Origin of the sequence: Actinomadura sp. WAC 06369, from assembly GCF_003947565.1 — a bacterium.
Lineage (GTDB): Bacteria > Actinomycetota > Actinomycetes > Streptosporangiales > Streptosporangiaceae > Spirillospora > Spirillospora rifamycini.
Genome location: NZ_QHJN01000204.1, coordinates 1 through 12,866, shown reverse-complemented (window position 1 = coordinate 12,866; position 12,866 = coordinate 1). Strand labels below are relative to the sequence as shown.

10 protein-coding genes are annotated in these 12,866 nt (G+C 73.4%); all 10 read left to right on the top strand.

Features of this window, described 5'->3' with window-relative positions:
* Nucleotides 1–108: 108 nt before the first annotated feature.
* Complete coding sequence (locus tag DMH08_RS34805) at nucleotides 109–849, top strand: response regulator transcription factor (RefSeq protein ID WP_125620339.1); 741 nt, start codon at nucleotides 109–111, stop codon at nucleotides 847–849.
* Nucleotides 846–2,411: a sensor histidine kinase gene (locus DMH08_RS34800; RefSeq protein ID WP_199748148.1), complete on the top strand. Its 1,566-nt coding sequence runs from the start codon at nucleotides 846–848 to the stop codon at nucleotides 2,409–2,411. The genes DMH08_RS34805 and DMH08_RS34800 overlap by 4 nt, the downstream gene beginning before the upstream one ends.
* Nucleotides 2,412–2,467: 56 nt before the next feature.
* Entirely contained in the window at nucleotides 2,468–3,073 is a 606-nt protein-coding gene (locus tag DMH08_RS34795; protein ID WP_125620337.1) for a TetR/AcrR family transcriptional regulator, read from the top strand.
* Between the two features lie 169 nt (nucleotides 3,074–3,242).
* Nucleotides 3,243–4,577, top strand: a complete 1,335-nt coding sequence (locus tag DMH08_RS34790; protein WP_125620335.1) for an alkyl sulfatase dimerization domain-containing protein — start codon at nucleotides 3,243–3,245, stop codon at nucleotides 4,575–4,577.
* A gap of 71 nt (nucleotides 4,578–4,648) precedes the next feature.
* Nucleotides 4,649–5,587, top strand: a complete 939-nt coding sequence (locus tag DMH08_RS34785; protein ID WP_125620333.1) for a TauD/TfdA dioxygenase family protein — start codon at nucleotides 4,649–4,651, stop codon at nucleotides 5,585–5,587.
* 254 nt (nucleotides 5,588–5,841) lie between these two features.
* Nucleotides 5,842–7,374, top strand: a complete 1,533-nt coding sequence (locus DMH08_RS34780) for an ABC transporter substrate-binding protein (protein ID WP_158642444.1) — start codon at nucleotides 5,842–5,844, stop codon at nucleotides 7,372–7,374.
* Between the two features lie 52 nt (nucleotides 7,375–7,426).
* Nucleotides 7,427–8,368, top strand: coding sequence for an ABC transporter permease (locus DMH08_RS34775; protein ID WP_125620329.1), 942 nt, complete (start codon nucleotides 7,427–7,429; stop codon nucleotides 8,366–8,368).
* A complete protein-coding gene (locus DMH08_RS34770; protein ID WP_125620327.1) occupies nucleotides 8,365–10,197 on the top strand; it encodes a dipeptide/oligopeptide/nickel ABC transporter permease/ATP-binding protein in 1,833 nt (610 codons plus the stop codon). Before DMH08_RS34775 ends, DMH08_RS34770 begins: the two co-directional genes overlap by 4 nt.
* On the top strand, nucleotides 10,194–11,018 hold the full coding sequence (locus tag DMH08_RS34765) for an ABC transporter ATP-binding protein (protein WP_125620325.1): 825 nt from the start codon (nucleotides 10,194–10,196) through the stop codon (nucleotides 11,016–11,018). The genes DMH08_RS34770 and DMH08_RS34765 overlap by 4 nt, the downstream gene beginning before the upstream one ends.
* A gap of 52 nt (nucleotides 11,019–11,070) precedes the next feature.
* Nucleotides 11,071–12,864, top strand: coding sequence for a sulfatase (locus tag DMH08_RS34760; RefSeq protein ID WP_125620324.1), 1,794 nt, complete (start codon nucleotides 11,071–11,073; stop codon nucleotides 12,862–12,864).
* The last annotated feature ends 2 nt before the right edge of the window (nucleotides 12,865–12,866 follow it).

The following is a 12,866-nucleotide window of genomic DNA, read 5'->3' as shown; positions in this document are numbered from 1 at the left end:
GCCGGTCGGTGCCGTCATCGTGTGCCGCCTTACCGAGTGGAGTTCTGATGCGTGCGTGCCGGGCCCGGCACGCACGCATCAGAACTCCACTCGGTAAGGCGGCACACGATGACGGCACCGACCGGCGCGTCCGGCCAGGCGGCACGCAAGGACCACCTGCTCGTCGTGGACGACGAGCCGACGGTCCGCGAGCTGCTGCGGACGGCGCTGCGCCACGCGGGCTTCGACGTGGACGCGGCCCGGACCGGCCGGGAGGCGCTCGAGCTGGTCGGCCGCCGCCCTCCGGACCTGATCCTGCTGGACGTCATGCTGCCCGACATGGACGGATTCGAAGTGATCCGCCGGCTGCGGGCCGAGGCGCGGCCGTGGCGGGAGGACGGGTCAGGCCCGGTGTCGGTGCTGTTCGTGAGCGCCCGCGAGGACCACCGGGACCGCATCCACGGTCTGCGGCTCGGCGGCGACGACTACGTCACCAAGCCCTTCGACCTGGAGGAGCTGATCGCGCGGATCCACGCCGTCCTGCGCCGCACCCGGGGGGAGCCGCCCGCCCGGTTCCGGGTCGGCGATCTGGAGCTGGAGCCCGAGACCCATCACGTCGCCCGCGCCGGGAGCACCGTGCACCTCTCACCGACCGAGTTCCGGCTGCTGCACTTCCTGATGGCCAACGCCGGACGGACCATGCCCAAGAGCCAGATCCTGCTGAGCGTGTGGGACCACGATTTCGACGGCGACCCGAGCATCGTCGACACCTACATCAGCTACCTGCGCCGCAAGATCGACACGGGGTCGCCCAAGCTGATCCACACCGTCCGCGGCGTGGGGTACATCCTGCGCGGGCCGCGGCGGTGAGGCGGCCCCGCCTCGGGCGCCCGCTGCGGCGGCTGTCCCTGCGCACCCGGCTGCTGTGCCTGGCGGCCGGGCTCGTCGCCGTGGGACTGCTCGTCGCGGGCGCGGTCGTCGGCACCGCGCTGCGCGCCTACCTCCAGGAGCGCGTGGACGAGCGGCTCACGGTGACGGGACAGATCGCCGCCCGCGCGCCCGAGCCGTCCGCCTCCGGCGAACCGCAGGGGAGGCGGACGCTCAGCGTGCTCGGCGACACGCTCATCGTCTACGTCGCGGCCGACGGCTCGGTGCGCCGCGCCATCGACACCGGCTCGACGCCGCCGGGCGGCGGGCCCGAACTGCCGCGGCTCGACACGGCCGCCGTCATGGCCCGGTCCGGACGTCCGTTCACCGTCCCCGCCCGCTACGGGGACCACGACTGGCGCGTCGTCGCGCTGGCCCGGCCCGGCGGGACGGCCGGTGGCGGGCCGGCGGCGGGCGGTGCGGCGGAGGCTGGCGGCGCTGCGGCGGGCGGTGCGGCGGCGGCGGGCGGCGCGCCCGGCGGCGTCATCGTCGCGATGTCCTTGGACGAGGTGGACCGGACCGTCGCCAGAACCCGGACCATCTCGCTCACCGCGGGCACGGTGCTGCTGGCCGTGCTCACGCTGGCCGGATGGGTCGCGGTGCGCTCCGGGCTGCGGCCCCTCACCCGCATCGAGGAGACCGCGGCCGCGATCGCCGCGGGCGACCTGTCGCGCCGGGTGCCCGAGCTGGCCGGCCCGCGCACCGAGGTCGGCCGGCTGACCGCGAGCCTGAACCAGATGCTCGCCCAGATCGACACGGCCTTCCAGGGACGCGCGGAGGCCGAGGCGCGGATGCGGCGCTTCTTCGCCGACGCCGGTCACGAGCTGCGCACCCCCCTGGCCGGGATCAAGGGGTACACCGACCTGTACCGGCTGGGGGCGCTGCCGGCGCGCCGCGACGTCGACGAGACGATGAACCGGATCGCCGCGGAGTCCACCCGCCTCACGAAGCTCGTGGAGGACATGCTCCTGCTGGACCGGGTGGACCAGGCGGCGGGACCGCCCGGTTCGCCGCCGGCCTTCCGCCTCGTGCCGGCTCCGATGGACCTGCGCACCCTCGCCGCGGACGCGCTGCGCGACGTCCGCGCCCTGGACGCCGAACGCGCGGTCACCCTGACCGGCCCGGGCGGAGGCCGGCCGGGCAGCGCGCCCGCGCTGGCCGACGAGGCCCGGTTGCGCCAGGTCGTCGCCAACCTGGTGGGCAACGCCGTCACCCACACCCCCGCCGACGCGGCGATCCGCATCGGCGTCGGCACCCGGGGCGGCCACGCCGTCCTGGAGGTCGCCGACCGGGGCCCGGGGCTGACCGCGGAGCAGCGCCGCCGCGTCTTCGACCGCTTCTACCGCGTCGACGGCTCCCGCAGCCGTACCGCCGGCGGCGGCTCCGGACTCGGCCTGGCCATCGCGGACGCCCTGGTCGGCGCGCACGGCGGCCGCCTGGAGCTGGAAACCGCGCCGGGCGAGGGCTGCACTTTCCGCGTTCTGCTCCCGCGCGCCGAAAACTAGACGCCCGCCCCGCGACGACTCTTGACGCTTTGATACACCTGTTTTAAAGTGAGTTCATGACGACGCGAACGTTAATCTTGCTCACCGCGGAACGGCTGTTCGCAACGCAGGGGATCGACGCCACCTCGCTACGGCAGATCAGTGTCGCCGCCGAGCAGCGCAATGTCGGCGCCGCGCAATACCATTTCGGTGACCGGGAATCGCTGATCAAGGCGATTTTCCGGCACCGGCTGGACGTGATCGACGTCCGGCGCCGCGAACTGCTCAAGCCCCTCGGCGCCGACAGCGACACCCGCTCGGTGGTCGAGGCGCTGATCCGCCCGCTGGCCGAGCAGGCCGTCCGGCCGGACAGCCACTACGTCCGCTTCCTGGACCGGTTGTTCGAGCACCTGGGGCGGCGGGCGCACGCGCTTCCCGAGGCCGGGGGCCTGGAGGAGGCCGTGGCCGCCGGCCGGCTGCTCGCCGACCGGATGTCGCACCTTCCCGCCGCGCACGCGCGGCTACGGGTGCGCTGGGTCAGCGAGCTCATCCTCTCGGGCCTCGCCGATCTCGAGCAGCGCCACCAGGACGGGGAGGCCGGCGACCCCGAGGAGTTCACGGCCGCCGTCATCGATGCCGCGACCGGGCTGCTGACGGCGCCGTCGTCGACGCACCCCGGATAAGCGGTTCGGGGCATCTCGCACTTTTTCGCCGTCCAGGAAAGACCTTAGTAAAAGGAGCGGGCGGCGCCGGTACATGGCCGGCTCGCGCACGCCCACGGTCAATTACTCACAGTAATTGCCGATCGCGATTTGTGACAATCGTTGTGGTCCAGGTCAAGGAGGGTCGCCGATGAGCGACGAGCAGGCCGGTGCTGTTCAACCGAGTGCCGTTTCGACCGCGGAACGGCACGATCACGCCCGGCTGAACCCGAGCCGGCAGTGGATGGAGCCGGGCGACCGGGATCCGAGCGAGGCCAAGTTCTTCTGGACCGGCGGGCCCGTCCGGGTCGCCGACGGCACCTGGTTCGCCTCCGTCGGATCGGGGGTCACCGCGTTCGCCACCGACGAGGGGCTGGTCCTCGTCGACACCGGGACCCGGCTGTTCGCCCCCGACATGGCCGAGCGGATCCGGGACCGCAGCGACCTCCCCGTGCACACCGCCGTCTACACCCACGGCCACGTCGACCACGCCTTCGGCCTCGGGGCGTTCCTGCACGCGGACCAGCCGCTCCCGCGCATCATCGGGCAGGCCGCGATGGCCGAGCGCTTCGCCCGCTACGAGCGCACCCCCGCGCACAACGCGGTCGTCAACAGCCGCCAGTTCGGCGGCCGTCCCGACGATCCGAACTTCCGCACCGACGAGCTCCGCTTCGGAGCCCCCGAGCATCCCCCCAACCTCTACTACCAGGACGAGATGGAGATCTCGGTCGGCGGGGTGCGGTTCGAGCTCCATGCCTGCCGAGGCGAAACCGACGACCACACCTGGGTGTTCTGCCCCGACCGCGGCGTGCTGTGCACCGGGGACCTGATGATCTGGGGCGTGCCCAACGCCGGGAACCCGCAGAAGGCCCAGCGCTATCCGTGGGACTGGGCGCGGGGGCTGCGCGCGATGGCCGACACCGGCGCCCGCTCGCTGTGCCCCGGGCACGGCGGTCCGGTCGTCGACGACGCCGCGCTCGTCCGCCGGATCCTGCTCGAGACCGCCGGGCTGCTCGAGCAGATCGTCGAACGCACGGTGGAGGCGCTGGAGGACGGCTCGCCGCCGCACGTCGACGTGGTCCGCGGGGTCGACCTGCCGCACTCGGAGTCGCCGTGGCTGCAGCCGGTCTACGACGAGGCGGAGTTCATCGTCCGCAACGTCATCCGCTACTACGGGGGGTGGTGGAGCGGACGCCCCAGCGAACTCAAGCCCGCGACCCGCCGCGACGTCGCGGCCCAGGTCGCCGACCTCGCCGGCGGCGCCCGCGCGCTCCTCGCGCGCGCGGTGTCGCTCGCCGGGGACGACCTGCCGCTGGCCTGCCACCTGGCGGACTACGCGCTGGAAGCCGCCCCCGGGGACGAACGCGTCCGCGCCGAGGTGGCCCGGCTCTACACCCTCCGCGCCGCCGGCGAGCCCGGGCTGATGGCGACCAACATCTACCGCTCCGCGGCGGCCTACGCCCAGGCCGGCCGGCCCTTCGCCTGAGACACCGCGGCCCCGCCACGCCGGACGGCGGTTCACGCGGGGCACCCTTCGCTCGCCAGGAGGCGACCAGCATGACCAGCCCCGACACCACCATCGATTTCGCAGCGGTCAGAACGGCCGGAGCCGACCTGCGCCGGGGCCCGCGGCCCGCCGTGGCGGCCCGCGAGCTCTCCACCGGCGGCACGGGCGAGCCGTACACGCGGCTGGCGCCCGTCCCGTGCGGTGCGACGATCGGCGCGGAGATCCCCGGCATCGACCTGTCCCGCCCCCTGGACGACGCCGTGCTCGCCGAGCTCCGCCGCGCGCTGCTGGAGTACAAGGTCCTGTTCTTCCGCGATCAGGACCTGACCGCGGACCGGCACGCGGCGTTCGCGCGGCACTGGGGCGAGCCGCAGATCCACCCGTTCCTGCCCAAGGCCGGCCGCCCCGAGGTCGTGCGCCTCGCGCACGACGCCGACGCGCCGGGCGTGGAGAACATCTGGCACAGCGACGCCTCCTTCACCGGCACCCCGCCGTTCGGGTCGATCCTGCGCGCGGTGGAGGTGCCCGACATCGGCGGCGACACCATGTGGGCCGACATGGCCGCCGCCTACGACGGCCTTCCCGACGACGTGCGGACCGCGATCGACGGGCTCACCGCCACCCACGACTTCACGCAGAGCTTCGGCAGGCTCATGACCGGGGAGCAGCTCGCCGAGGCCCGCAGGGCGTACCCGCCCGTCCGGCATCCCGTCGTCCGCACGATCCCCGAGACCGGCCGCAAGCTGATCTACGTCAACTCCGTGTTCACCGCCCGCATCGACGGCGTCGGCGAGGCGGACGGCGCGGACCTGCTCGACATCCTCACCGACCAGGCCCGGCACCCCGAGTACCAGGTCCGGTTCCGCTGGGAGCCCGGCTCCGTCGCGTTCTGGGACAACCGCATCACCCAGCACTACGCGCTCTGCGACTACTACCCGCGCCCCCGGGTCATGGAGCGCGTCACCATCACCGGCGACCGCCCCCGCTGAGGCGCCCCGCCTTCCGATCGCGGCCCGCCGGCCGCCCTCACCACCGGCCACCCGCCCCGGCCACACCCGCACCGGCCACACTCGTCGGCCGCTCTCGAGACGCCGATCGGCGCTCGACCGCCGGCACGCGCGACCGTCCGCGTCGCACGGCTCCCACGCCGAAAACCAAGCGCCAGGTCCGAGTGTCGCCGCGTCCCGCCCCCGCGCGGGCGCGGCGGCGGACCCGCTCGTCATCTGCCAAGGAGAGTGAACCCTTGCGCCACTTCAGAATCCTCGCCGTGGGGGGTGCCGCCGTCCTCTGCGCGGCGACGCTGACCGGTTGCCGGCAGTCCTCGACGGCGGGCGGGAACGGCGACGGCACCCTGACGGTCGCCGTCCCGATCGCGACGTCGTCCTTCGACCCCGCCCGGCTCGACACCGCCTTCGGCCAGCTCTACTGGCAGGCCGTCTACGACACGCTGATCCGGCTCGACGCCGAACGGCGGCCCGTGCCGGGCCTCGCCACGTCCTTCCGCTACAACGACGACCAGACGGAGCTGACGCTCGACCTGCGCCGAGGGGTGACCTTCAGCGACGGCGGAGCGTTCGACGCGGCGGCCGCCAAGACCAACCTCGACCGCTTCCGGAAGACCGGCGGCCCCAACAAGGCCATGGCCGCCTCCATCGAACGGGTGGAGGCCGCGGCCCCCGACCGCCTGGTGCTCCACCTGTCCGAGCCGGACCCGGCGCTGCTGTCGAACCTCGCCTCGCCCCTCGGGGCGATGGTCTCGCCGCGGTCCCTGGAGTCGGGGACCGTCGCGAAGGAACCCGTGGGGTCGGGCCCGTACGTCTACGACGCGGCCGGGGCCCAGGCCGGCACCGCTGCCTACACGCGCAACTCGTCCTACTGGGGCAAGCAGGACTTCCCCTTCGACCGCCTCGAGATCGTCACCCTCTCGGACCCGAACACCGTCCTCAATGGCCTGAAAGCGGGCCAGCTCGACGCAGCGCCGGTGATGGCGGCGCAGATCAAATCGGTCAAGGCGCAGGGGATGTCGGTCGTGACGTCCAAGACCGGCTGGAAGGGCCTGATCCTCGCCGATCGCGAGGGGAAGACGCTGCCGCCGCTGGGCAAGGCGGAGGTGCGCCAGGCGATCAACCTGGCCCTCGACCGCGACCTGTTCGCCACCACCCTCATCCCCGGGGGGACCACCAAGACCGACCAGATCTTCTCGAGCGGCTCCGGCGCCTACGACCCGGCCCTGGACGACATGTACCGCAAGGACGTGGCCGAGGCGAAGAAGCTGATGGCGGAGGCGGGCCATCCGGACGGCTTCTCCGTGACCATGCCCGACCTGACCGCGTTCGCCGGGACGCCGTCGCTGAACACCGCGATCGACCAGCAGCTCGGCGCGATCGGCATCAAGGTGAAGTGGGACAAGGTGCCGCCCCAGCGGCTCCTCACCGCCATGCGGCGCGGCGAGTACCCGATGTTCTTCACGTCGCTGGCGTCGAAGACGCCCTGGGAGGACATCCAGCTCTCCGTTCTCCCCTCCGCGACCTGGAACCCCTTCCACACGACGGACCCGGAGCTGAGCGAGCTCATCCGCGCCGCGCGGGACGCGTCCCCCGGGGCGGCCCAGGACGCGGCCTTCAAGGCGGTGAACCGCTGGCTGGTCGCCAACGCGTGGTACGCGCCGATCATGGCGCCGGACCAAGCCTGGGCGTCCGTGCCCGGCCTGCGGATCGAACGGCAGAGCCAGGGCGCCTCGCCCGACCTGGTCCGCTTCCAGCGTTCCGCGAGGTGACCCCCGTGGTGCCGACGTCCATCGACCGCTCCGCCCGCCCCGGGGAGGAACGGTGAAGGCGCTCCTGATCAAACGGGGCTGCTCGGCCGTCGTCCTGTGGGGCGCCGTCGCGACGGCGGCGTTCTTCCTGACCGGCCTCGGCGACTCCGACCCGGGACGGAGCATCCTCGGGCCGTCCGCGCCGGCCGCCGCCGTCGCGGAGATGAACCACGAGCTCGGGGTCGACCGGCCGCTGCCGGCGCAGTACGCCGACTGGGCCCGCGCCACGCTGCGCGGCGATCTCGGAGTGTCCTACCTGGACGGCCGGCCGGTCGCCGAAGGGCTCGGCGGGCGGCTGTCGGTGACGATGTCCCTGGTGGGCCTGAGCTTCCTCGTCGTGGTGGGGGCGAGCCTGCTGCTGGCCGTCCTCGCGGCCACCGGCCGGGCGGGGGTCGACCGCGCCGTCCAGCTCCTGTCGCTCGTCAGCCACGCGGTCCCGGCGTACCTGATCGCGCTGCTGCTGCTCGCGGTCTTCGCCGTGCAGTTCCAGATCTTCCCGGCGTTCGGCTACGTGCCGTTCACCGACTCCCCGGGAGGCTGGCTGGTCTCCATGACGCTGCCGGTCACCGCCGTCGCGCTCGGGGGAGTCGCCGGAGCCGCGCTCCAGGGGCGCGGCGCGCTGATCGACGTGCTGGACGCGGACTACATCCGCACGCTCCGCTCCCGCGGCGTCCCGTCCCGGTCGCTGCTCCTGCGGCACGCGCTCCGCAACGCGGCGCCGCCCTGGCTGACCTCGCTCTCGCTGGCGTTCGTCGCGATGCTCGGCGGCGCGTTCATGGTCGAGAAGGTCTTCGCGCTCCAGGGGATCGGCACCCTCGCGGTGGACGCGACGATCTCCGGGGACCGCCCGGTGATCATGGCGCTGGTGCTGCTGACCGGCGGCATGGTCATCCTGGTCAACCTGCTCACCGACCTCGCCCAGATGTGGCTCGTCCCGAAGGCGCGTGCGGCATGAGCGCCGCACCGGCCCGGCGGGCCTCGCCCCTGCGCGCGCTCGTCCGCAACCCGCTCGCCCTGGCGGGCGCCGTCCTGCTCGCCCTGATGCTCGCCGCGCTCACGGCCGCGTTCGTCATCGGCTGGACGGACCCGTCCGCCACGACGCGGGCGAACCTGTACCTGCTGAACGCGCCGCCGGGCACCCCCGGACACCTCCTGGGCACCGACAACGGCGGCCGGGACGTGCTGGTCCGGCTGGTGGCGGCGACGAAGCCGACCATGCTGAGCGCCGCGCTCGCGCTCACCGTCGCGGTGGGGCTGGGCGTGCCCGCGGGGTTGGTCGCCGGCTACTACGCCGGACGGACCGACATGGTCCTGGAGTGGCTGGCCGGCCTGGCGATGTCGCTGCCGTCGCTGATGGTGCTGATGGCCATCATCGCGGGCCTGGGCACCTCGATGTGGATCAGCATGACCGCGCTGGGCTGCATGATGGCCCCGGCCGTGTTCCGGCTCGTCCGCGCGCAGGTGCACGCCGTCCGGCGCGAGCTGTACATCGACGCGGCCAGGGTCTCCGGGCTCGGGGACGCGCGCATCATCGCCCGGCACGTCCTGCGCGTGGTCCGGGCCCCCGTGATCCTGATGGTCGCGTTCCTGTCCGGCGTCGCCGTCACCGTGCAGACCGGCCTCGACTTCCTCGGCCTCGGCGACCCCGCCACCGTCACCTGGGGCCGGATGCTCGGCGAGGGGTTCGACGCGCTCGACACCAACCGGGTGCTGTTCGTGTGGCCCGGCCTGGCGATGACCCTGACCGTGCTGTCGTTCTTCCTGCTCGGCAACGGCGTCCGGGACGCGCTGCAGAGCGTGGACGCCGCGTCGCGCACGGGCGGGCCGAAGCGCTCACCGGGCACCCGCCGCGCCGCACCGGGCGTCCCCGCCGAGCCGGAGGCCCCCGCCCCGGGCGAAATGCTCCGCGTCCGGAACCTGGCCGTCGGCTACCCGGACGCCTCCGGTGATTTCAAGGAGGTGGTGCGGGGCGTCTCGTTCGGCCTCCGCGCGGGCAGGACGCTCGGGCTCGTCGGCGAGTCCGGCTGCGGCAAGACCCAGACGGCGTTCGCGCTGCTGGACCTGCTGCCGCGCCGGGCGCGGCTCCTGTCGGGCGAGATCCGGGTGGACGGCGTGGACGTCCTGGGGCTGCCCCGGGACAGGGCCGGACGGCTCGTCCGGGAAACCATCGCGTACGTGCCGCAGGAGCCGATGAGCAACCTGGACCCGGCCTTCACGATCGGCTTCCAGCTCGTCGAGCCGCTGCGCGCCCGGGGCATGGGACGGGCCGCCGCGCGCGCCCGCGCCGCCGAGACGCTCGCGCGGATGGGGATCGCGGACCCGGAGCGGGTGCTGCGGTCCTACCCGCACCAGATCTCCGGCGGCATGGCCCAGCGCGTGCTGATCGCCGGGGCCGTCACGACCGAGCCGAAGATCCTCGTCGCCGACGAGCCCACCACCGCCCTGGACGTGACGGTGCAGAGCGAGATCCTCGACCTGCTGCGCGGGCTCCGGGACGAGCTGGGCATGGCGATCCTGCTCGTGACGCACGACCTCGGCGTCGTCGCCGAACTGTGCGACGACGTCGCCGTGATGCGCGCCGGACGCGTGGTCGAGACGGCGCCGGTGGACGCCTTCTTCCGCGCTCCGGAGCACGAGCACTCCCGCGCGCTGCTCGCCGCCGTCCCCGACGAGGACCACGTGCGGCCGGACTACGAGACCGAGGTCCCCGCGCCGCGGCGGGACGGGGGCGGCGCGGGCCGCCCCGGCGCGGCGAACACGAGCGGTGGAGGCACCGGACGATGAGCCTGCTGGAGATCGAGGACCTGGTGGTGCGCTACCGCGGCCGGGGCCGCCGGGCCGCGCCGTTCACCGCCGTCGACCGCGTGACGCTCGACGTGCGCCGGGCGGAGACCGTCGGGCTCGTCGGCGAGTCGGGCTCGGGCAAGACCACGGTCGGCCGCGCCGTCCTGGGGCTCGCACCCGTCACGTCCGGCCGCGTCCGCTTCGACGGCAGGGAGATCCAGGGATGCGCCAGGGCCGAGCGGCGCGCGCTGGCGGCACGGATGCAGGTGGTCTTCCAGGACCCCTACACCTCCCTGAACCCCGCGATGAGCGTGGCGGACATCCTCACCGAGCCGCTGGCGGCGGCGGGCGCCCGGAGGGCCGAGGCGCGCCGCCGCGTCGACGACCTGCTCGACCGGGTCGGCCTCCCCGCCGGCGCGGCGGGCCGGCTCGCCCGCGAGTTCTCCGGCGGGCAGCGGCAGCGCGTCGCGATCGCGCGGGCCCTCGCCCCGGACCCCGAACTCGTGATCTGCGACGAGCCCGTGTCGGCGCTGGACCTGTCCACCCAGGACCGGATCCTGCGGCTGCTCCTCGACATCCAGCACCGGACCGGCGTCGCCTACCTGTTCGTCTCCCACGACATCGCGGTCGTGCGCCACCTCAGCCACCGCGTGGCCGTGATGCGGCGGGGGCGGGTGGTGGAGTTCGGGACGTGCCGCCAGGTGACGACCGAACCCGCGCACGACTTCACCGAGGACCTGCTGCTGGCCTCCCCGGTGGCGGACCCGGCCCGGCAGCGCGAGCGCCGCGAGCGGCGCCGCGCACGCCGGCGATCCCCCTGAAACCCACACCGAAACCCGGCGACACCGAAACCCGGCGACAAGGAGCGTCCCGATGCGGGCCGTCATGCTCATGTTCGACACGCTGAACCGGCGGTTCCTGCCGCCCTACGGCGCGCGGGGAATCCACGCGCCCAACTTCGAGCGGCTCCGGCGGCGGTCGGCCACCTTCGACAACTGCTACGGCGGCAGCATGCCGTGCATGCCGGCGCGGCGAGAGCTGCACACCGGCAGGTACAACTTCCTGCACCGTTCCTGGGGGCCGCTCGAACCCTTCGACGACTCGGTCCCCGAGATGCTCTCGGCCGCCGGCGTCCACACCCATCTGGCCACCGACCACTACCACTACTGGGAGGACGGCGGCGCGACCTACCACAACAGGTTCGACACCTACGAGCTGTTCAGGGGGCAGGAAGGCGACAAGTGGAAGGGGCAGGTCGCCGACCCGGACCTGCCGCGGAGCGAGCTGGGCAGGGCCGGCTCCCGCGACTGGCGGCAGGACTGGGTCAACCGGCGGCACATGCCGACCGCCGACTCCCACAGCCAGACCCGGACGGTGGACGCCGGGCTCGAATTCATCGAGACGAACCGCGGCAGCGACCGCTGGTTCCTCCAGATCGAATGCTTCGACCCGCACGAGCCCTTCTTCAGCTACCCCGAGCACCGTGCGCACTACGTGCACGACTACGACGGCGAGCATTTCGACTGGCCGTCCTACGGGCGCGTCGCCGAGGACGAGGCGACCGTGGAGCACCTGCGGGCCGAGTACTTCTCCCTCCTGACGATGTGCGACATGTCGCTGGGGCGGGTGCTGGACGCGATGGACGCCCACGACCTGTGGGACGACACCATGCTGATCGTCTGCACCGACCACGGGCTTCTCCTCGGCGAGCGCGGATGGTGGGGGAAGTCCGTGCAGCCCTGGTACGACGAGAACATCCACACGCCGCTGTTCATCTGGGATCCGCGCAGCGGAGTCCGGGGGCGGCGCAGGGAGAGCCTGGTGCAGACGATCGACTTCGGTCCGACGCTGCTGGACTACTTCGGCGTCGAGCGGACCCCGGACATGCGGGGCGTCCCCCTGCGCGACACGATCGCCGCCGACCGGCCCGTCCGCACGGCGGGACTCTTCGGCAACCACGGCGGCCACATCAACGTGACGGACGGCCGCCACGTCTACATGCGCGCCTGCGCGACGCCGACGAACCGGCCGCTGGACGAGTTCACGCTCATGCCGACGCACATGGCCGCCCGGTTCGCGGCGAGCGAGCTGCGCGGCGCCGTCCTGACCGAGCCGTTCCCGTTCACCAAGGAGGCGCCGGTCCTGCGCGTCCCGAGCCTCGGGTGGGGGAATCCGTACCACTTTGGAACGCTCCTGTTCGACCTGGAGAAGGATCCGCACCAGGTCGATCCGCTGGTCGACGACGAGCTCGAGACCAGGATGGCCGCGCTGATGGTGGAGCTGATGCGGGAGAACGACGCCCCCGCCGGCCAGTTCGAGCGGATGGGCCTGCCCGCGACCGGGCCCGTGGGGCCCGAACACCTGCTGGCCCGCGAGCAGCGTGCGCAGGTGGCGGCCTCGGCGGCTCCGCTGCCCCGCCCCGCGGACTTCCGCTCCGCGGGACTGAGCGTCCTGAGCAGGCTCGACGCGCTGCTGGACGATCCGCACGGGCGCACGGTGATCGAGAAGCACCTGCCGCTGCTGGCCCATGACGGGTTCCGGGCGAAGATCGCGCACCTCTCGCCGTACCGGCTCGCGGTGACGACCCCCTCCATCAGCGTGGACCTGCTCCACCGGATGGACGCCGACCTGGCCGCCCGCCCCGCCGACCCCCCTGCCCGCGCCTGACG

Excerpts from the sequence above, each read along its gene's own strand:
- DMH08_RS34805 (WP_125620339.1), top strand. The coding sequence starts at position 109 with ATGACGGCACCGACCGGCGCGTCCGGCCAGGCGGCACGCAAGGACCAC.
- DMH08_RS34795 (WP_125620337.1), top strand. The coding sequence starts at position 2,468 with ATGACGACGCGAACGTTAATCTTGCTCACCGCGGAACGGCTGTTCGCA.
- DMH08_RS34790 (WP_125620335.1), top strand. The coding sequence starts at position 3,243 with ATGAGCGACGAGCAGGCCGGTGCTGTTCAACCGAGTGCCGTTTCGACC.
- DMH08_RS34785 (WP_125620333.1), top strand. The coding sequence starts at position 4,649 with ATGACCAGCCCCGACACCACCATCGATTTCGCAGCGGTCAGAACGGCC.
- DMH08_RS34770 (WP_125620327.1), top strand. The coding sequence starts at position 8,365 with ATGAGCGCCGCACCGGCCCGGCGGGCCTCGCCCCTGCGCGCGCTCGTC.
- DMH08_RS34765 (WP_125620325.1), top strand. The coding sequence starts at position 10,194 with ATGAGCCTGCTGGAGATCGAGGACCTGGTGGTGCGCTACCGCGGCCGG.
- DMH08_RS34760 (WP_125620324.1), top strand. The coding sequence starts at position 11,071 with ATGCGGGCCGTCATGCTCATGTTCGACACGCTGAACCGGCGGTTCCTG.